This is a genomic window from Kitasatospora sp. DSM 101779, assembly GCF_025655475.1.
In the GTDB taxonomy this organism is placed as follows: domain Bacteria; phylum Actinomycetota; class Actinomycetes; order Streptomycetales; family Streptomycetaceae; genus Kitasatospora.
The window spans coordinates 4,841,987-4,861,069 of sequence record NZ_JAHTIK010000001.1; the positions used below are offsets into that span (position 1 = coordinate 4,841,987).

The following is a 19,083-nucleotide window of genomic DNA, read 5'->3' on the forward strand; positions in this document are numbered from 1 at the left end:
GGCAGGCGAGGTCCGCACTCCGGTGGGGGCCTTGACGAACGGCAGCAGGCGCGCGATTCTCAAGGCGCGCGCCGCGCTCGGCACGTCCGCCCCGGTTGGAGCGGCTCCGGATGCATATTCGGTGGCCCCAGCGGGAAGTGACTCCGGGTAGAGGTGCGGTGGCCCGGGAGTGCCCGGGCCGTCGGTTGTACGAGGGCAGGGCACCCCTGCGGCACGGCTCCCCGGCGGGGGCCGGGGCGCACGGGATGCGACCGGAGGGAGTGTCCGATTCGGTCTCCGAATCAGGGCTTGTCAGCAGTGTCGCCTTTGGCTACACTGTCCCTTTGCGCTGCCTGTTAGCTGCTCCGTGACTCGTCGCCCGGAGTCTGCGCTGCCCTGAAGGGGTCTGGCTCCGCCTCCGTGAACCGGCACTGACCTGGGGATTCTTCTCCCCGGTCGGCGGTGGTCCCCGGTGGGTGGCACCGGTCCCGTCTCGGCCCGGCCGGTACGCGCGTAGTGAGCTCCGAGCCCTCGGAAGGACCCCCCTCTTGGCCGCGCCGCGCAACGCCTCGAACAATTCCGCCGCATCCACCGCCCCGCTCCGCGTTTCGTTCGCGAAGATCAAGGAGCCCCTCGAGGTCCCGAACCTCCTGGCCCTGCAGACCGAGAGCTTTGACTGGCTGCTCGGCAATGCGGCCTGGAAGTCCCGGGTCGAGGAGGCGCTGGACAACGGTCAGGACGTCCCCACCAAGTCCGGTCTGGAGGAGATCTTCGAGGAGATCTCGCCGATCGAGGACTTTTCCGGGTCGATGTCGCTGACCTTCCGCGACCACCGTTTCGAGCCGCCGAAGAACTCCATTGACGAGTGCAAGGACCGCGACTTCACGTACGCGGCCCCGCTCTTCGTCACCGCCGAATTCACCAACAACGAGACCGGTGAGATCAAGTCCCAGACGGTCTTCATGGGCGACTTCCCGCTCATGACCCACAAGGGCACGTTCGTGATCAACGGCACCGAGCGCGTCGTCGTGTCGCAGCTGGTCCGTTCCCCGGGCGTCTACTTCGACTCCTCCCTGGACAAGGTGTCCGACAAGGACATCTACTCCGCCAAGATCATCCCCTCCCGCGGTGCCTGGCTGGAGATGGAGATCGACAAGCGCGACATGGTCGGTGTCCGCATCGACCGTAAGCGCAAGCAGTCGGTCACCGTGCTGCTGAAGGCCCTCGGCTGGACCAACGAGATGATCCTCGAGGAGTTCGGCGAGTACGAGTCGATGCGCGCCACCCTGGAGAAGGACCACACCCAGGGCCAGGACGACGCGCTGCTCGACATCTACCGCAAGCTGCGTCCGGGCGAGCCGCCGACGCGTGAGGCCGCGCAGACCCTGCTCGAGAACCTCTACTTCAACCCGAAGCGCTACGACCTGGCCAAGGTCGGCCGCTACAAGGTCAACCGCAAGCTCGGCAACGGCGAGTCCCTGGACTCCGGCGTGCTCACCGAGCCGGACATCATCAACACCATCAAGTACCTGGTGAAGCTGCACGCCGGCGAGACCGAGTGGCGCGACGACGAGGGCCGCGACATCGTCATCGAGGTCGACGACATCGACCACTTCGGCAACCGGCGCCTGCGCAACGTCGGCGAGCTCATCCAGAACCAGGTCCGCACGGGTCTCGCCCGTATGGAGCGCGTCGTGCGCGAGCGCATGACCACCCAGGACGTCGAGGCCATCACGCCGCAGACCCTGATCAACATCCGGCCGGTCGTCGCCTCCATCAAGGAGTTCTTCGGCACCAGCCAGCTGTCGCAGTTCATGGACCAGACGAACCCGCTGTCGGGCCTGACCCACAAGCGCCGTCTGTCCGCCCTCGGCCCCGGTGGTCTGTCCCGTGAGCGGGCCGGCTTCGAGGTCCGTGACGTGCACCCCTCGCACTACGGCCGCATGTGTCCGATCGAGACGCCGGAAGGCCCGAACATCGGTCTGATCGGCTCGCTCGCCTCGTACGGCCGGGTCAACGCGTTCGGCTTCATCGAGACGCCGTACCGCAAGGTCGTCGACGGTGTGGTCACCGAGCAGGTGGACTACCTCACCGCCGACGAGGAGGACCGTTACGTCATCGCGCAGGCCAACGCCCCGCTGACGAACGACCTGCACTTCGCGGAGCCCCGCGTCCTGGTCCGCCGCCGCGGCGGCGAGATCGACTACATCCCGGGCACCGAGATCGACTACATGGACGTCTCGCCGCGCCAGATGGTGTCGGTCGCGACCGCCATGATCCCCTTCCTCGAGCACGACGACGCCAACCGCGCGCTCATGGGATCGAACATGATGCGCCAGGCGGTGCCGCTGCTGAAGAGCGAGGCCCCGCTGGTCGGCACCGGCATGGAGTACCGCTGCGCCGTCGACGCCGCCGACGTCATCACCGCCGAGAAGGCCGGTGTGGTGCAGGAGGTCTCGGCCGACTACGTCACCGTGGCCAACGACGACGGCACGTACACCACGTACCGCGCCGCCAAGTTCACCCGCTCGAACCAGGGCACCTCCTTCAACCAGAAGGTGCTCGTGGACGAGGGCGCCCGCGTCGAGGCCGGCCAGGTGCTGGCCGACGGCCCGTGCACCGACCAGGGCGAGATGGCGCTCGGCAAGAACCTCCTCGTGGCGTTCATGTCGTGGGAGGGCCACAACTACGAGGACGCGATCATCCTGTCGCAGCGCCTCGTCCAGGACGACGTCCTCTCCTCGATCCACATCGAGGAGCACGAGGTCGACGCCCGTGACACCAAGCTCGGCCCCGAGGAGATCACCCGGGACATCCCGAACGTCTCCGAGGAGGTCCTCGCCGACCTCGACGAGCGCGGCATCATCCGCATCGGCGCCGACGTCGTCACCGGCGACATCCTGGTCGGCAAGGTCACGCCCAAGGGCGAGACCGAGCTGACCCCGGAGGAGCGCCTGCTCCGCGCGATCTTCGGTGAGAAGGCGCGCGAGGTCCGCGACACCTCGCTGAAGGTGCCGCACGGCGAGTCCGGCAAGGTCATCGGCGTCCGCGTCTTCGACCGTGAGGAGGGCGACGAGCTTCCCCCGGGCGTGAACCAGCTGGTCCGCGTCTACGTCGCCCAGAAGCGCAAGATCACCAACGGTGACAAGCTCGCCGGCCGCCACGGCAACAAGGGCGTCATCTCCAAGATCCTGCCGGTCGAGGACATGCCGTTCCTGGAGGACGGCACCCCGGTCGACATCATCCTCAACCCGCTGGGTGTCCCGTCCCGAATGAACCCGGGACAGGTCCTGGAGATCCACCTCGGCTGGCTCGCCCAGCAGGGCTGGGACGTCTCCGGTCTCGCCGACGAGTGGGCTCAGCGCCTCCAGGAGATCGGCGCCGACCAGGTCGTCGGTGGCACCAACCTCGCCACCCCGGTCTTCGACGGCGCCCGCGAGGACGAGATCACCGGCCTGCTGGACAACACCACGCTCACCCGCGACGGCGAGCGCCTGGTGAACTCCACCGGCAAGGCCCGGCTGTTCGACGGCCGCTCCGGCGAGCCGTTCCCGATGCCGATCTCGGTCGGCTACATGTACATCCTGAAGCTGCACCACCTGGTCGACGACAAGCTGCACGCCCGCTCGACCGGCCCGTACTCGATGATCACCCAGCAGCCGCTCGGTGGTAAGGCGCAGTTCGGTGGTCAGCGATTCGGTGAGATGGAGGTGTGGGCCCTCGAGGCGTACGGAGCCGCGTACGCACTGCAGGAGCTGCTCACCATCAAGTCCGACGACGTCCTCGGCCGCGTGAAGGTCTACGAGGCCATCGTCAAGGGCGAGAACATCCCCGAGCCCGGCATTCCCGAGTCCTTCAAGGTGCTCATCAAGGAAATGCAGTCGCTCTGCCTCAACGTGGAGGTGCTGTCCTCGGACGGCCAGTCCATCGAGATGCGGGACTCCGACGAGGACGTCTTCCGTGCGGCCGAGGAGCTCGGCATTGACCTGTCCCGGCGCGAGCCGAGCAGCGTCGAAGAGGTCTGACGGAGGCCGGGCCGGCTGCCACGCGCAGCCGGCCCGCCCCCAGGCCCCCCTCAGACCACAGACAAACTCTCGATTCACGAAAGAGGGCTTGACGACCAGTGCTTGACGTCAACTTCTTCGACGAGCTCCGTATCGGCCTGGCCACCGCCGACGACATCCGCCAGTGGTCCCACGGCGAGGTCAAGAAGCCGGAGACCATCAACTACCGCACCCTGAAGCCCGAAAAGGACGGCCTCTTCTGCGAGAAGATCTTCGGCCCCACCCGGGACTGGGAGTGCTACTGCGGTAAGTACAAGCGCGTCCGCTTCAAGGGCATCATCTGCGAGCGCTGCGGCGTCGAGGTGACCCGCGCCAAGGTGCGCCGCGAGCGGATGGGCCACATCGAGCTGGCCGCCCCGGTCACCCACATCTGGTACTTCAAGGGCGTCCCGTCCCGCCTGGGCTACCTGCTGGACCTGGCGCCGAAGGACCTCGAGAAGGTCATCTACTTCGCCGCCTACATGATCACCTGGGTCGACGACGAGCGCCGCCAGCGCGACCTGCCGTCCCTGGAGGCGCACGTCTCGGTCGAGCGCCAGCAGATCGAGAACCGCCGCGACGCCGACCTCGAAGGCCGTGCCAAGAAGGCCGAGACCGACCTGGCCGAGCTGGAGGCCGAGGGCGCCAAGGCCGACGTGCGCCGCAAGGTGCGCGAGGGCGCCGAGCGCGAGATGAAGCAGCTGCGCGACCGCGCCCAGCGCGAGCTGGACCGCCTCGACGAGGTGTGGACCCGCTTCAAGAACCTCAAGGTCCAGGACCTCGAGGGCGACGAGCTGCTCTACCGCGAGCTGCGCGACCGCTTCGGCACGTACTTCTCCGGCTCGATGGGCGCCGCGGCCCTCAAGGACCGCCTGGAGTCGTTCGACCTGGCGGAGGAGTCCGAGCGCCTGCGCGAGATCATCCGCACCGGCAAGGGCCAGAAGAAGACCCGTGCGCTCAAGCGCCTCAAGGTCGTCTCCGCGTTCCTGCAGACCACCAACAAGCCCAAGGGCATGGTGCTGGACTGCGTGCCGGTCATCCCGCCGGACCTGCGTCCGATGGTGCAGCTGGACGGTGGCCGCTTCGCGACCTCCGACCTGAACGACCTGTACCGCCGCGTCATCAACCGCAACAACCGCCTGAAGCGCCTCCTCGACCTCGGTGCCCCCGAGATCATCGTGAACAACGAGAAGCGCATGCTCCAGGAGGCCGTCGACGCGCTCTTCGACAACGGCCGCCGCGGCCGCCCGGTCACGGGCCCCGGCAACCGTCCGCTGAAGTCGCTGTCCGACATGCTCAAGGGCAAGCAGGGTCGTTTCCGTCAGAACCTGCTCGGCAAGCGCGTCGACTACTCGGCCCGTTCGGTCATCGTCGTCGGCCCGCAGCTCAAGCTGCACCAGTGCGGTCTGCCCAAGGCCATGGCGCTGGAGCTCTTCAAGCCGTTCGTGATGAAGCGCCTGGTCGACCTGAACCACGCGCAGAACATCAAGTCGGCCAAGCGCATGGTCGAGCGCGCCCGCCCGGTCGTGTGGGACGTCCTCGAAGAGGTCATCGCCGAGCACCCCGTCCTGCTGAACCGTGCACCCACCCTGCACCGCCTCGGCATCCAGGCCTTCGAGCCGCAGCTGGTCGAGGGCAAGGCCATCCAGATCCACCCGCTCGTCTGCACCGCGTTCAACGCGGACTTCGACGGTGACCAGATGGCCGTCCACCTGCCGCTCTCCGCGGAGGCGCAGGCCGAGGCCCGCATCCTGATGCTGTCCTCGAACAACATCCTCAAGCCGGCCGACGGCCGCCCGGTCACCATGCCGACCCAGGACATGGTGCTCGGTCTGTTCTTCCTCACCTCGGACCGCGAGAACGTGAAGGGCGCCGGCCGCTCCTTCTCGTCGACCGCCGAGGCGATCATGGCCTTCGACGCCCGCGAGCTGGACGTCCAGGCCCCGATCGACCTGCGCATGCCCGCCGGCACGGTTCCGCCGCGCGGCTGGGAAGCGCCGGTGGACCCGGAGTGGACCGACGGCCAGACCGCCTGGACCGAGGGCGAGCCGTTCCGCATCACCACCACCCTGGGCCGCGCGCTCTTCAACGAGCTGCTGCCCGAGGACTACCCCTTCGTCGACTACGAGGTCGGCAAGAAGCAGCTGTCGGCCATCGTCAACGACCTGGCCGAGCGCTACCCGAAGGTCGTCGTCGCCGCGACGCTCGACAACCTGAAGGCGGCCGGCTTCCACTGGTCGACCCGTTCCGGTGTCACCGTCTCGATCTCGGACGTCATCGTCCCGCCGAGCAAGCCCCAGATCCTCGAGGGCTACGAGGCGCAGGCGGAGAAGGTCCAGAAGCAGTACGAGCGCGGTCTGATCACCAACGACGAGCGCAAGAGCGAGCTGGTCGGCATCTGGACCCGCGCGACCAACGAGGTCGCCGAGGCCATGGCCGCGAACTTCCCGAAGACGAACCCCATCTTCATGATGGTCGACTCGGGTGCTCGTGGAAACATGATGCAGATGCGTCAGATCGCCGGTATGCGTGGTCTGGTGTCGAACGCCAAGAACGAGACGATCCCGCGTCCCATCAAGGCGTCCTTCCGCGAGGGCCTGTCCGTGCTGGAGTACTTCATCTCCACCCACGGTGCCCGTAAGGGTCTCGCCGACACCGCCCTGCGCACCGCCGACTCCGGCTACCTCACCCGTCGTCTGGTCGACGTCTCCCAGGACGTCATCATTCGCGAGGAGGACTGCGGCACCGAGCGCGGCCTCAAGCTGTCGATCGGTTCCGTGGGCGCCGACGGCGTGCTGCGCAAGGCCGACGACGTCGAGACCAGCGTCTACGCCCGCATGCTCGCCGAGGACATCACGGTCGACGGCAAGCTGCTCGCCACGGCCAACACCGACCTCGGTGACGTGCTGATCGACGAGCTGATCCGGCACGGCATCAGCGAGGTCAAGACCCGCTCGATCCTCACCTGTGAGTCGGCGGTCGGTACCTGCGCCATGTGCTACGGCCGCTCGCTGGCCACCGGCAAGCTGGTCGACATCGGTGAGGCGGTCGGCATCATCGCCGCCCAGTCCATCGGTGAGCCCGGTACCCAGCTGACGATGCGTACCTTCCACACCGGTGGTGTGGCGGGTGACGACATCACCCAGGGTCTGCCGCGTGTCGTCGAGCTCTTCGAGGCCCGTACCCCCAAGGGTGTGGCCCCGATCTCGGAGGCGCAGGGCCGGGTCCGCATCGAGGACACCGAGAAGACCCGCAAGATCGTCGTCACCCCGGACGACGGCAGCGACGAGATCGCCTACCCGGTCTCCAAGCGCGTCAAGCTCCTGGTGAGCGAGGGCGAGGCGGTCGAGGTCGGCCAGAAGCTGACCGTCGGTGCCACCAACCCGCACGACGTCCTGCGCATCATGGGCCAGCGCGCCGTCCAGGTCCACCTGGTCGCCGAGGTCCAGAAGGTCTACAACTCGCAGGGTGTGTCGATCCACGACAAGCACATCGAGATCATCATCCGGCAGATGCTCCGCCGCGTGACGATCATCGAGTCGGGCGACGCCGAGCTGCTCCCGGGCGAGCTCGTCGAGCGCGGCCGCTTCGAGCAGGAGAACCGCCGCGTGGTGTCCGAGGGCGGTCACCCCGCCTCCGGCCGTCCGCAGCTCATGGGTATCACCAAGGCCTCGCTGGCCACCGAGTCCTGGCTGTCGGCCGCCTCCTTCCAGGAGACGACCCGGGTGCTCACCGACGCGGCGATCCACGCCAAGTCGGACCCGCTGCTGGGCCTCAAGGAGAACGTCATCCTCGGTAAGCTCATCCCGGCCGGTACGGGTCTGCCCCGCTACCGCAACATCCGGGTCGAGCCGACCGAGGAGGCCAAGGCCGCGATGTACTCGGCCGTCGGCTACGACGACTACGACCTGTCGCCCTTCGGCGCCGGCTCCGGCCAGGCGGTCCCGCTGGACGACTACGACTACGGCCCGTACACCGGCTGAGTCCGCAGGTCCTGAAACGCCGCAGGGCGGTCACCCCGAGAGGGGCGGCCGCCCTGCGGCGTTCCCGGGGCCCTCCCCGCACGGGGGAGGCGGCAGGACCGCTCCGGCGGAGGATCCGGAGGGGCAGGTCGGGCGGGCAGTGTGGTCCCGCGGCGGTCCGGACGGTCCGGGCGGCCGAGGGGGAGGACCGCATGAACCGTCCACGGGCCAAGGTGCTGCCGTACACGGCTGTGACCGCGCTGGCCGGGGCCGCCCTGGTCGGCTGCCTCGTGGAGGACCACCGGTGGGACGTGGGCTACCGCGTCACCGAGCAGGTGCGCACCCTGGTGATCGAGGGGGAGACCGGGGACGTCGAGGTCACCGGCGGCGCCGCCGGGATCGCGGTGACCGAGCAGCAGACCTACCGGGAGACCGCACCCGAGGCGAGCCACAGCGTGGCCGACGGCACGCCGACCCTCTCCTACCGCTGCCCGGACGGCGACTGCGGGGTCGGCTCCAAGGTCCGGGTGCCGGCCGGCACCGTGGTGAAGGTGCACGACTCCACCGGCAGCATCCGGCTGACCGGCCTGACCGGCCTGACCGGCCTGACCGGCCTGACCGGCCTGAGCGGCGAGGCGGAGGCCCGGACCGGCACCGTGGCGGTGGTCGCGGGAGAGCCGTGACGGCCCGCCCCGACGCGCCGACAGGAGAGGCGGCCTAGCGCATGCGGAAGACCGGGCCGCGCGGCGTGAAGGGAAGCGTGGCGCCGCGCGGGACGAGGTAGGCGTGCTCGCGGCGGATCCGCAGGACGTCGCACTCGGCGTCGGTGATCACCAGCAGCGGCGCCCCCGGCGGGAAGTCATCGGCGCGTTCCAGCAGGTCGATGCCGGGCTGCAGCACGGTGCCTCCCCGGCCGCGGACGCGGACCCGCCCGGCGATCTCCTCCGGCGGCAGGTAGCCGGCGTCGTGCGGGGCGGCGTCGCAGAACACCACCCGGGCGGCCGCCACGTCGCGGGCCGCCGCGTAGGAGGCGATCGCGCCGAGGGCCTTGCCGAGCAGTGGCCGGCTCATCGAACCGGAGGTGTCGAGCACCACGCCGAAGGTGCACCGGGCGACCTCCTCCTCGGGCCGCCACCGCCCGGCCCGCGGGATGTCCGGGGTGGCCGACTGCCGGCGCGAGGGCCGGGCGTAGCTGCGCACCGTCTCCGGTGACGGCACGAACTCGTCGAACCAGCGGGCGAGCTGCGCGTCCCAGGGCAGCGGCGGGTGGGCGAGCGCGCGGATCTCCTCGACCAGTCCGGCCGGGAGGGTGCCGCGCTGCCGGGTGTGGAGTTCGAAGCCCTGCTGCAGGCCGCGCCGGTAGAACCCGTCCAGGTCGACGTAGTCGCGCGGGCCGGCGAGGGACTCGCCGAGCACGTCCGGCCGGCCCTTCCCGGCGAGGGTGGCGAGGCGGCGGATCCGCCGCTGGTCGCGGACGATCCGGTCGTACACCTCCTCGGCGGAGAGTCCCTTGAGCTGCGGGTCGTGCAGCAGGCCCTCCGGCATGTCGCCGACGCCCATCTCGACCAGCCAGCCGTTCACCACGAAGTCGCAGGCGACGTTGAAGAGGTACGGGTCGCGGGGTCCCGTCCGGTCGCCGTGCCGCAGGGCGGCGTGCAGCATCTCGTGGCCGAGGACGAACCGCCACTCCTCGTCGGTCAGGTGCAGCAGCGGGTTGACGTAGACCTCGCCGGCCGCGGCGTTCACCGCGGCGACGGAGATCCCGTGGGCGCGGGCGAGTTCGGCGTCGGCGACCACCGTCATGCCGGCGGCGATGCCGCCGAGCAGCGGGTAGGAGGAGACGAACCAGTTCAGCGCCCGCACCCAGGGCCGCTGCGGTTCGCGGGCGTCGGTGAGGCCGGCCCGGCGGCCGCCGGCGACGTCCATCGCGGCGGAGACCGTCCGGGTGAGGGCGGCTGCGAACGCGGCCGTCCAGTCCTCCGGGTCCCGGCACCCCTGCCAGGGCACCAGCAGCTGGTCGGTGAGGCCGGGCCCGCAGGCGCTCGGGACGTCCGGCACGCCGTCGCGGCGCCACCGCTCGGCGAGTTCGTCCTCGTCGCCGGCGGGCAGGAGCGGCGGCAGGTCGAACGGACAGCGGCCGACCTGGAAGGTGGCCTGGAAGCGGTGGACGGCGGCGCAGCGGGCGGCCTGCAGCGCCTCGTCGGCAGGCCTGCGCCGGCCGTTCGCGGCGGGCACGTGGCCGAAGCCGAGGTGCAGCAGGCAGTGCGTCAGCACCCAGGCCCACTCGGCGGGTTCGGCGCGCCGCCGGATGTCGGCGTGCACGGCGCCGTTGGAGTCGACGACCGCCCAGCCGCCGGGCGGGACGGCCTCACAGTCGGGGTCGGTGCAGATCCGGGCGCCGATCGCGGTCAGCGCGTGGTTGCCGGTCACCAGGGCGAGGCCCGCCGCGAAGGCCTCGGCGGCCGGGTCCGGACGCTGCGCGGTGTTCAGGCCGGCTGCCCGGCGCTTCGCGGCGGCGCGGCTCACCGGCGGGCCTCGACCAGCCGCGGCATGTCCCGGGCGGCCTCGACCAGGAACCACGACGGCAGCACCGGGTTGCCGTCCTCGCCGTCGGCGATGACGGTCTGGGCGACCTCGACGGAGATCTCGGCGAGCTGGACGAGCAGCGACTTCGCCCGGTACGCGGTGCGCCGCAACTGCTCGGAGGCGTGCTCCTTGCGGGCCGGGAGCTCCTTCACCAGGCGGCCGCGGAAGGCGTCGGCGAGGTAGTACAGCAGGTCGCGGTCCTCCGGCCGGGCCGGCCAGCGGGCGTCGCCCTTGAGGATGGCGTCCAGCCCGTACGCGTTGCGGACGATCTTGGCATAGCCGCAGAAGGCCACCGCGTGCTGCGGGGTGAGCAGGCCGTGCGCGACCACCTGCAGGGCGGCGTCGTCCAGCGCGGGGCCGAAGGAGTGCAGCGCGTCGGAGAGCATGTGCCAGGAGCGCGGGGTGGAGAAGGGCTCCTCGGTCTTCGGCGGCGCCGACCACAGGTGGTCCGGCCGGTCGGTGAGGTGGTCCAGCACCCACGGGTGGATGCCCGCGCCCGCCGCCCAGGCCAGCCAGTCGGTGGCGCTGGCCCGCAGGTGTACGTGGACCAGCCGGTTGACCAGCGCCGAGGCCATCGGCCGGGCCAGCGCACCGTCGGTCGCGCGGTTGCCCGCGCCGATCACGATCGAGCCCGGCGGCAGCTCGTACGAGCCGATCCGGCGGTCCAGGATCAGTGAGTAGAAGGCCTTCTGCACGTCAGGCGAGGCCGCGTTGAGCTCGTCGAGGAACAGGCAGTACGGCTCGTCGCGGGCGATCGACTCCGGCGGGCAGAAGCGGGACCTGCCGTCCGCGGTCAGCTGCGGCACGCCGACCAGGTCCTCCGGCGCCAGCTGGGTGCCGATCAGGCTCACGCACTCCAGCCCCAGCGAGTCGGCGAACTCCCGCACCAGAGAGGACTTTCCGATACCGGGTGCACCCCACAGAAAGACCGGGCGGACGGTCGCCAGACCCAGCAGCAACTCGGGCACCTGGGACGGCGAGACGGTGACGGCACCCTGCACAGGACTCCTCACGACGGGTGTTGGGATTCCGGGCCAGTGTGCGCACCCGCCGCCGCGCCGCGCACCCGGTTTTTCCGCGGCGCACCCGCTTTCGGCGCAACCGGGTTCGGCGCAGCCGGGCGGACGTCGACCCGGTCCCAGGCGGAGGCGGGCCGGAGCGAGGTCGGCGAGCACCTCGCCTGCGCGGTCGGGCGCGACGGGCAGGAGTAGGCGGTGGTGCGGTTCGTCGAGGATTGACCGGGCCGTGTCAGGGCCGGGTGTCGAACTGCATTGCAATTGTTCGGAGTTGGGCTTGCCGTCGGGTCGGCTGCGCTACGCTCGCGGCGCGAGGTGGGGGCGCCGAATCGACGAGCGGTCCAGTGCGTGTCTCCCTGCCGCCATGACTCCTGCCGCAGCCGGCCCGGGCTCCGCCCCGGGCTGCGCGCACGACGGCAGCAGCGAGAGGGAACGGTGCCATGGCCCCGCGCGGGCTCCTTGATCACGCCGCGATCGCGTCCGCATTGCGCGTGCTCGCCGGTGAGCCTCGACTCGCCAGCAGGAAGGCCGAGTTGGGCGAGCTTGCCGAGGCGCTGGACGGCCGTGGCGATCCCGCGCCGTGGGCCGAACTGGACCTGCTGCACTCCTTCGTCCGGCCGGAGAGCATCCTGCCCGACGGCCGCCGGGAGGCCAGGTTTTGGTCGCTGGTCGAGGTGGGCATCGGCGCGCTGGTGTTCGTGCCGCTGCTGGTGACCTGGTTCGGCCTGATGCGTGCCACCAGCGCGTACCAGGCCCTGATCGGCAGCGACCCGCGGCAGGCGGGCCGGCCCTTCCTCCAGCTGTGGCAGACCGGCTTCGACGGGCGGCTCGGCTCCTGGGCCACGTTCGGGCACGTCGCAGGCGGCGCCAGCGCGGTCATCGGGCTGCTGCTGGTGCTCTCGGTGGTACACGGCCTCAAGCGCAGCGGCGCCGAACGGCGCGAGGCCGAGTCCGCCCGTGCGGCGGACGCGCTCCTCGGCGACCTCACCCCGCTGCTGACCCGGGCCCAGGTGGCCCTGTACGAGTACCGGCGGGCCTCGCCGCAGCGCTTCGCCGCCGAACTCACCGGCGCCGCACAGACCCTGGAGCGCCTCGGCGAGCAGGCGGTGCGGGCCCAGCAGGAGCTCGGCAGCGCCACGGACGCCGTGCGGGACGCCGTCGCCGCCGCCCGGGACCAGCTCGCGGACGTGGGAGCGTCGGTGTCCCCGCTACGGGCCGCGGTCGGCGGGGTGGAGCGGGCGGCCGGCCGGGTCGAGCAGGCGGTGGCCGCCGGGGCGGAGAAGCTGGCGGAGACCGTCCGCGACGGCGCCGCCGCCACCGACGCTCTGGTGGACCGCGGCGGCCGGCGGATGGCCGAGGCGGCCGATGCCGTCCGGGACTCCACCGACGCGGTGGGCGCGGAACTGGCCGGCGCCGGCGCCCGGGTCGAGGAGGCCGTCCGCGACCTGGCGGCGGCGCAGCGGGGGTTCGCCACCGGGGCCGAGATCGCCGCCGACGTGAGCGGGCGGGTGCTGGAACGCCTCGACGGCCTCGCCCGCCGCGTCGCCGACCTCCAGGAACAGGTCGTCCACGCGTCCACGGCGGCCCTCGCGGCAGCCCGGCATGCCGACGACACCGCCCGCCGGGCCGCCGAGCGGCTCCGGGAACAGCCGGCCGGACCTTCCGCGGCCCCGCCGTCCGCCGAGGCCGTCACCGCGGCCGGCGCCGGGGAGCACTCCGCCGCACCGGACGGCACGGGCACCTCACTGCTCGACGTGGAACCGCTGACGCTCCGCAAGGCGGCCCGGTGACCCGCCGGCCCCGCCCCGGACGCGCCCGCACCGGCCTGGCCATGGCGGGCTGGCTGTTCGCCGACATGCTCCTGGTCCTGGCCCTGGTGGCGATGGGCGACCAGGGCGATCCGGTCGCCGCCGAGCGCGCCGTCCACCCGTCCCTCCCGGCGAGCCCGCGGCCGGGCGCGAGCACGGGCGGCCCGGCGAGCCCGTCCCCGACCGGCAACGGGCCGCGCGGTGTGGAGCACGACCCGGTGACCGTCCGGGTGTCCGGCGACGAGTCGGCGGCCACCGCCCAGATCCGGGAGGCCACCGAGGCGTACCGCGGCCGGCAGGCCGCCGTCGTCCTCACCTTCGGCAGCAATCGCGACCCCGGGCTCGGCCAGGCGTACGCGCACACCGTCAACGGACTGCTGCCGAAGGCCCGTCCGGAGATGTTCGCGGCGACCACCACCAGGGACTTCATCTCGCTGGAGGACAACCCCCGGCACGCGTCCCTGGAGATCTACTTCTACACCCGGTGAGCCCTCCGGCTCCCGCCCCGTCCCTCGACCCTGGAGACACAGCGCAGTGCAGATCCTGCCCTTCTACCTGGTGTGCGACGAGTCCGGCTCGATGTCCGGCGACATCGACGTGCTCAACGAGGCTCTCCTCGCGCTGCACAACGAGATCAGCACCAACCCGACGATCTCCGACAAGACGCGCTTCGCGCTGATCGGCTTCTCCGACGACGCCGCAGAGCTGCAGCAGCTCGTCGACCTCGGAGAGGTGAGCCAGCTGCCGAAACTGGAGGCGGGCGGGTTCACCTCGTTCGGGAGCGCCTTCCGGGTGCTCCGCTCGGCGATCGAGCGGGACGTCCCGGCACTCAAGGCGGAGGGCCACGACGTCTACCGCCCGGTGGTGTTCTTCCTCTCCGACGGCGTCCCGACCGACGGCGGCTGGGAGGCCGCCCACGAGGCGCTGCTCGGCTCGGCGTACCGGCCGCACATCATCGCCTTCGGCATCGGGACGGCGGACCGGTCGGTGATCGGCCACGTCGCCACCTTCAAGGCCTTCATGCAGCAGGGAGACAACGTGAAGCCCGCCGAGGCGCTCAAGGAGTTCGCCGGGAGCCTCACCCGCTCGATCGTCCGCTCCGCGAGCGGCGGCCGGGCGGGCGAAGGCATGAGCCTGCAGGTCGACGACCACGTGCCCGGTTTCACCAGCGTCTCCCTCGACAAGCTGTGAACGGGGACGGGCAGTTGAACGAGGAGCACGGCGGGCGGGCCGATGCCGTCCACCTGGCCGAGCACGGCGCCGGCCCCGTGGGGGAGTGGCCGTTCGTGCAGCCGCGCGCGGTGCAGTGGACGGAGCAGTCGGAGCCGGCCCCGCCGTCCTGGCCGCACCGGGCCCCGCAGGCCCAGCCGGCCCAGCAGCCCCCGCAGTACGGCAACTACGGCGACTACGGCGACTACGTGGACTACACGGGCGGCTACCGCGCCGAACCCGCGGCGCCGCTCTGGGAACCGGCCGGGGCCCCGGCGGTGCCCGATGCCGGGTACGCGCCGCCGGCGCCCGGCCGACGGCAGTCGGCAGCGGTGGAGGAGACCGTGCCCATCGCCGTGCTGCCGCCGGACGCCGACCGCCCCGGGCGGCAACCCGCTCCCGGTCCTGCCGCGCACACGGGCGCCCGTCCGCCCGCTTACCCCGCGGAGCCGGGCGAACTGACCGAGGTGGGCTCGGACCTGTTCGCCGCCATGGTCCCGGACACCGTGGTCGACGGCGGTACCGTCGGTGCCGCCGCCGTCCGGGCGGTCTCGGTCCGCGGGGACTCCCACCGCTACGCCAAGGAGTGCCGGCAGGACTCGGTGCTGCTCGTCCGGGTGGGCGGACTCGCCGTGCTGGCGGTCGCCGACGGCGTCGGCTCGGCCCGGTACTCGCACCGCGGCTCGGCCGGCGCGTGCCGGCTGCTCGTGAGTTGCCTGATCAGCCAGGCCGACCGGCTGACCGCGGCGCTGCTCGCCGGGGACCGCAACGCCTTCGCCAGCTGCGCCGGCGTCGTCATGGGCCGGGTGGCCGCACGGTTGCAGGAGGAAGCCGACAAGCAGGACCACGCCCCGGCCGACTACGCCACCACGCTCCGGGCACTGCTGGTGCCCACCGACCCGCAGCACCCCGTCCGCGGCTTCCTCGCCGTCGGCGACGGCGGCCTGTTCCGCCTGCGCGCCGGCCACTGGACCTCGCTGGAGCGGTCCGCCGACGAGGGCGCCGTGTTCGACACCGGCACCGACGCGCTCCCGGTGAACTTCGGGGCCCCGGTCGCCGAACTGATCACCGACGGCCTGCCCGGCGACCTCCTGGTGATGTGCACCGACGGCCTGTCCAACCCGCTCGTCAAGGAGCCGGACGTGGCGGAGTTCCTGGCCCGGCAGTGGGGCGCCGGTCAGGTGCCCGGACTCACCGACTTCCTCTGGCAGACCCAGATCAGGGCCCGCAGCTACGACGACGACCGCAGCGTGGTCTGCCTCTGGGAGGGCGCGCGGTGAGCGGGCCGGTCGCCACCGCCGTCGCCGACGGGCGGGACGTCGACCTGGCGGACCTCGCCCTCGACGGCATCGTCGGCGCCGGCGGCCAGGGCCGGATCCACCGGCTCCGCGGCGGCTCCGACCTGCTGTACAAGGAGTACCTCGAACCGGCCCGGGTGCAGGCGGCCGCCCTGACCGAGCTGGTGCAGCTGCGCCGCGGCCTCGACGGGACGGCACGCGGGGCACTGGACGCCCGCTCCGCCTGGCCGCTCGCCCGGGTGCTGGCGGCCGGCCGGTGCACCGGCTTCCTGATGCGCACCGCCCCGGACAACATGCTCTGGGAGACCGGGGCGGGCAGCCGGAAGCCGACCGAACTGCAGTACCTGCTGCACCCCGAGCGGCCGGCGACCGCCGGCGTGGTGCGGCCGACACCCAAGCAGCGCCTCGTCCTCGTCCGGGCGGTCGTGGACCTGCTCGCCGGACTCCACCGCCACGGCCTGGTCGTCGGGGACCTCTCGCAGGCCAACGTCCTGTGGACGGTGGTGCCCGAGCCCGCGGTCTTCCTGATCGACTGCGACGGCATCCGGCGGTCCGGTGCGCGGCCGGTACTGGAACAGGCCGAGACCCCGGACTGGGGCGACCCGCTCTCGCCGTTCGGCAGCGACGCCACGGTGGACAGCGACCGCTACAAGGCGGCGCTGGTCGTCGGCCGGGTGCTGGCGCAGCAGGCCTACCTCGCCCCGGGGGATCCGCTGGTGCCGCTGCCCGGCGTGCTGAACGACCGGCAGGACGCCGCCGTGCGCCGGCTCTGGGAACAGGCCGCCGGGCCCTTCGGTTCCCGCCCCGAGCTGCCCGCCTGGTCGGCGGCCCTGGACGCCCGGGACGTCATCCCGGTGCCGAGGCTGCGACCGCCGCCGCCCAGGCCCGTCGACACCTCGCTGTTCGACGACCGGCGCGCTCCCCGCGGCAGCGTCCGCCTCCCTCCCACGCCCTGAGGCGCACCCGGGGACCGCGCGCGGCACGGCCGGGCCGACCGCTAATCGGTGGCGGCCGGGCCCGGCCGCCGCGTACCGTCCCGGCCATGAACGCCAAGCGGCCCCTGATCGCCGTCCTCACCGGCGCGGGCATCTCCACCGACTCCGGCATCCCCGACTACCGCGGCCCGCAGGGCCTGTGGCAGCGCGACCCGAAGGCGCAGGAGATGGTCACCATCGGCCCGTACCTCGCCGATCCGGACGTCCGCCGGCGTTCCTGGCAGATGCGGCGGGAGGTCGGCGCCGTCGGCGCCGAACCCAACGCCGGCCACCTCGCCCTCGTCGAACTGGAGCGCTCCGGGCTGCCGATGCGCGTCCTCACGCAGAACGTCGACGGCCTGCACCGGCGTTCGGGCCTGCCGGAGCGCAAGGTGCTCGAACTCCACGGCACCGCGGACCAGGTGCAGTGCGTCCGCTGCCGGGTGCGCACCCCGATGGCGGAGGCGCTCGCCCGGGTCGAGGCCAGCGAGCCGGACCCGGCCTGCCTCGCCTGCGGCGGCGTGCTCAAGCCCTGCACGGTGATGTTCGGCGAGATGCTCGACGAACGGGTGCTCGCCGACGCCGCGGCCATCGCGAAGGCCTGCGACCTGTTCCTCGCCGTCGGCACCCTGCTGCAGGTCCATCCGGCGGCCGGCCTGGCCCAGGTGGCGGTGGAGCACGGCGCCCGGCTGATCGTCGTCAACGCCGAACCCACGCCCTACGACGACGCCGCCGCCGAAGTGATCCGCGAACCCATCTCGCAGGCGCTCCCGCAGCTGGTCCGCCGAATCGTCGCCGACAGCCGGGCCTGACCGGCGGCCGTCACAGCCAGGCGGTCAGCACGGGCGTGCCCCGGTCCGTCCCCGGCAGCACCGTGCGGCCGGTCTCCGGGCGGACCGGCGCCTGAACCGGGACCCCGGTGACCGCGACGGGACGGGCGCCCGGGGCGAGGTCCAACCGGTACAGCACCGCCTCGCCGAGCCCGGTGCCCAGGTAGGCGAGTGCCCGCCCGTCGAGGGAGAGGACGGCACCGGTCGGCCGCGGGCCGCCGGCGGACAGCAGTTGCTCCGTCCGTTCGTCGGCGGCGAAGTCCGCCGTGAACACCACCCGGAGGAGGTTGTCCTCGCAGGCGCAGAGCAGGGAACGCCCCTCCAGCCAGAGCCGGGGGTGCACCACGGCGCGTCCTCGGACCCGGGCAGGGCAGCCCCCCGGTCGCCCGCACCGGCCCGGACGGGCTCGACGTACCGGGGCCGGTACGGGGAGGCGGGCGCGTCCCGGCGCCAGAGCACGGCGCCGCCGTCGGCGAACCCGGCGGCGACCGCGCCGCCCGGTGCGACGACCACCTCGTCGGCCTTGGTCTCCAGCGGTCGGGCGAGCCAGATCCGGTCGCCGTCCAGCGCGAAGTCGGGGCCGGGTACGGCGCCCCGGTCGGTCGGCCGGCCGGGCGGGGCCGGCCGCCAGGTCGTGCGAGGCGGCCCCGCCGTCGGCGGTCGCGTACCAGAGCGCGGAGCCGCCGACGCCCGTCCGGCACGGTACCCGGCTCGGCGGGCGTGGCCCGGCCGTCCAGCACGGCGAACGCGGCCGCCGCCCGCCCGGAGCCGCCCGGCCCCGGCACCGTCCCCGCCAGCAGGGTGAAGTCCGCGTTGACCACCTGCCGGTCCGCGGCGGCCGCGGTGCAGCGCGTCGGCCGGCACGGGCCCGGCACGGTCGCACCGCCGGGCAGCACGGCGGCCCGCTCGCCGGCCACCTTGCCGTCGGCCACCGCGACGGTCTCGACGGTCACCGGGTCCGCCTTGCCCTCGGCCGTGGTCGGCGATGCGACACCGCACCGGTCGCACCAGGCGACCACCAGCCGGCCCGGCGCGGCGATCGAACCGCCGACACCGGGCGCCACCGGCGCCGGTGCGCTGCTCGCGGCCGCCGGTGCCGCCCCGCCGTCCGGCCGCCACCAGGACGGCCGCCACCAGGACGGCCGCCACCAGGACGGCGACCGGCAGGACGGCGAGGCCGCGGCCTCGGAGTCGACCATGCATCAAGTCCCCCTCCTCACCTCCCTGGCCGCCCGACGGTCCCCACCCGGACGTGCCCGTTCCGTGGCCGGCGGCACGCTGCCAGTCCCGCCCGGCAGTCGGCCCGCCCTCCCCGCGACCGCGCCCCGGCCCCGGCCGGGCGACGGACGTAGCATGGGCCGTCCCCGAGGAAGAGGGA

Annotated in this window: 12 protein-coding genes; 9 read left to right on the forward strand and 3 right to left on the reverse strand. The window is 72.5% G+C overall.

What is annotated here, in order from left to right; all coding sequences use genetic code 11:
* Nucleotides 1–527: 527 nt before the first annotated feature.
* From rpoB to KSNIM_RS22120, 3 genes are all read left to right on the forward strand, one after another.
* On the forward strand, nt 528–4,004 hold the full coding sequence (rpoB, locus tag KSNIM_RS22110) for a DNA-directed RNA polymerase subunit beta (RefSeq protein WP_263104920.1): 3,477 nt from the start codon (nt 528–530) through the stop codon (nt 4,002–4,004).
* Nucleotides 4,005–4,102: 98 nt separating this feature from the next.
* Nucleotides 4,103–8,005 carry a DNA-directed RNA polymerase subunit beta' gene (locus KSNIM_RS22115; RefSeq protein ID WP_263104921.1) on the forward strand — a complete coding sequence of 1,301 codons (3,903 nt, stop codon included), beginning with the start codon at nt 4,103–4,105 and terminating at the stop codon, nt 8,003–8,005.
* 191 nt (nt 8,006–8,196) lie between these two features.
* Nucleotides 8,197–8,667 carry a hypothetical protein gene (locus tag KSNIM_RS22120; protein WP_263104922.1) on the forward strand — a complete coding sequence of 157 codons (471 nt, stop codon included), beginning with the start codon at nt 8,197–8,199 and terminating at the stop codon, nt 8,665–8,667.
* 34 nt (nt 8,668–8,701) lie between these two features.
* On the opposite strand, the gene KSNIM_RS22125 is transcribed toward KSNIM_RS22120, so the two are convergent.
* Together KSNIM_RS22125 and KSNIM_RS22130 are read right to left on the reverse strand one after the other, a co-directional pair.
* Entirely contained in the window at nt 8,702–10,510 is a 1,809-nt protein-coding gene (locus KSNIM_RS22125; protein WP_263104923.1) for a DUF2201 family putative metallopeptidase, read from the reverse strand.
* Entirely contained in the window at nt 10,507–11,571 is a 1,065-nt protein-coding gene (locus KSNIM_RS22130) for an ATP-binding protein (RefSeq protein WP_263104924.1), read from the reverse strand. The genes KSNIM_RS22125 and KSNIM_RS22130 overlap by 4 nt, the downstream gene beginning before the upstream one ends.
* 548 nt (nt 11,572–12,119) lie before the next feature.
* Here KSNIM_RS22130 and KSNIM_RS22135 point away from each other — a divergent pair.
* The 6 genes from KSNIM_RS22135 (at nt 12,120) to KSNIM_RS22160 (ending at nt 17,687) form a co-directional block, all read left to right on the forward strand.
* Complete coding sequence (locus KSNIM_RS22135) at nt 12,120–13,376, forward strand: hypothetical protein (protein WP_263104925.1); 1,257 nt, start codon at nt 12,120–12,122, stop codon at nt 13,374–13,376.
* Entirely contained in the window at nt 13,373–13,882 is a 510-nt protein-coding gene (locus KSNIM_RS22140; protein ID WP_263104926.1) for a hypothetical protein, read from the forward strand. The genes KSNIM_RS22135 and KSNIM_RS22140 overlap by 4 nt, the downstream gene beginning before the upstream one ends.
* Before the next feature lie 46 nt (nt 13,883–13,928).
* Nucleotides 13,929–14,585 carry a vWA domain-containing protein gene (locus KSNIM_RS22145; protein WP_263104927.1) on the forward strand — a complete coding sequence of 219 codons (657 nt, stop codon included), beginning with the start codon at nt 13,929–13,931 and terminating at the stop codon, nt 14,583–14,585.
* A 14-nt stretch (nt 14,586–14,599) separates the two neighbouring features.
* Nucleotides 14,600–15,883 (forward strand): PP2C family serine/threonine-protein phosphatase, encoded by a 1,284-nt coding sequence (locus KSNIM_RS22150; protein WP_263104928.1) that lies wholly within the window; start codon nt 14,600–14,602, stop codon nt 15,881–15,883.
* Complete coding sequence (locus KSNIM_RS22155) at nt 15,880–16,857, forward strand: hypothetical protein (RefSeq protein ID WP_263104929.1); 978 nt, start codon at nt 15,880–15,882, stop codon at nt 16,855–16,857. Before KSNIM_RS22150 ends, KSNIM_RS22155 begins: the two co-directional genes overlap by 4 nt.
* Nucleotides 16,858–16,943: 86 nt before the next feature.
* Nucleotides 16,944–17,687 (forward strand): SIR2 family NAD-dependent protein deacylase, encoded by a 744-nt coding sequence (locus KSNIM_RS22160; RefSeq protein ID WP_263104930.1) that lies wholly within the window; start codon nt 16,944–16,946, stop codon nt 17,685–17,687.
* A gap of 10 nt (nt 17,688–17,697) precedes the next feature.
* On the opposite strand, the gene KSNIM_RS22165 is transcribed toward KSNIM_RS22160, so the two are convergent.
* Nucleotides 17,698–18,051, reverse strand: a complete 354-nt coding sequence (locus tag KSNIM_RS22165) for a hypothetical protein (RefSeq protein ID WP_263104931.1) — start codon at nt 18,049–18,051, stop codon at nt 17,698–17,700.
* Nucleotides 18,052–19,083: the final 1,032 nt, after the last annotated feature.

What these genes read in the sequence shown, in the direction of transcription:
- KSNIM_RS22120 (WP_263104922.1), top strand. Translation starts at nt 8,197, where the DNA reads ATGAACCGTCCACGGGCCAAGGTGCTGCCGTACACGGCTGTGACCGCG.
- KSNIM_RS22160 (WP_263104930.1), top strand. Translation starts at nt 16,944, where the DNA reads ATGAACGCCAAGCGGCCCCTGATCGCCGTCCTCACCGGCGCGGGCATC.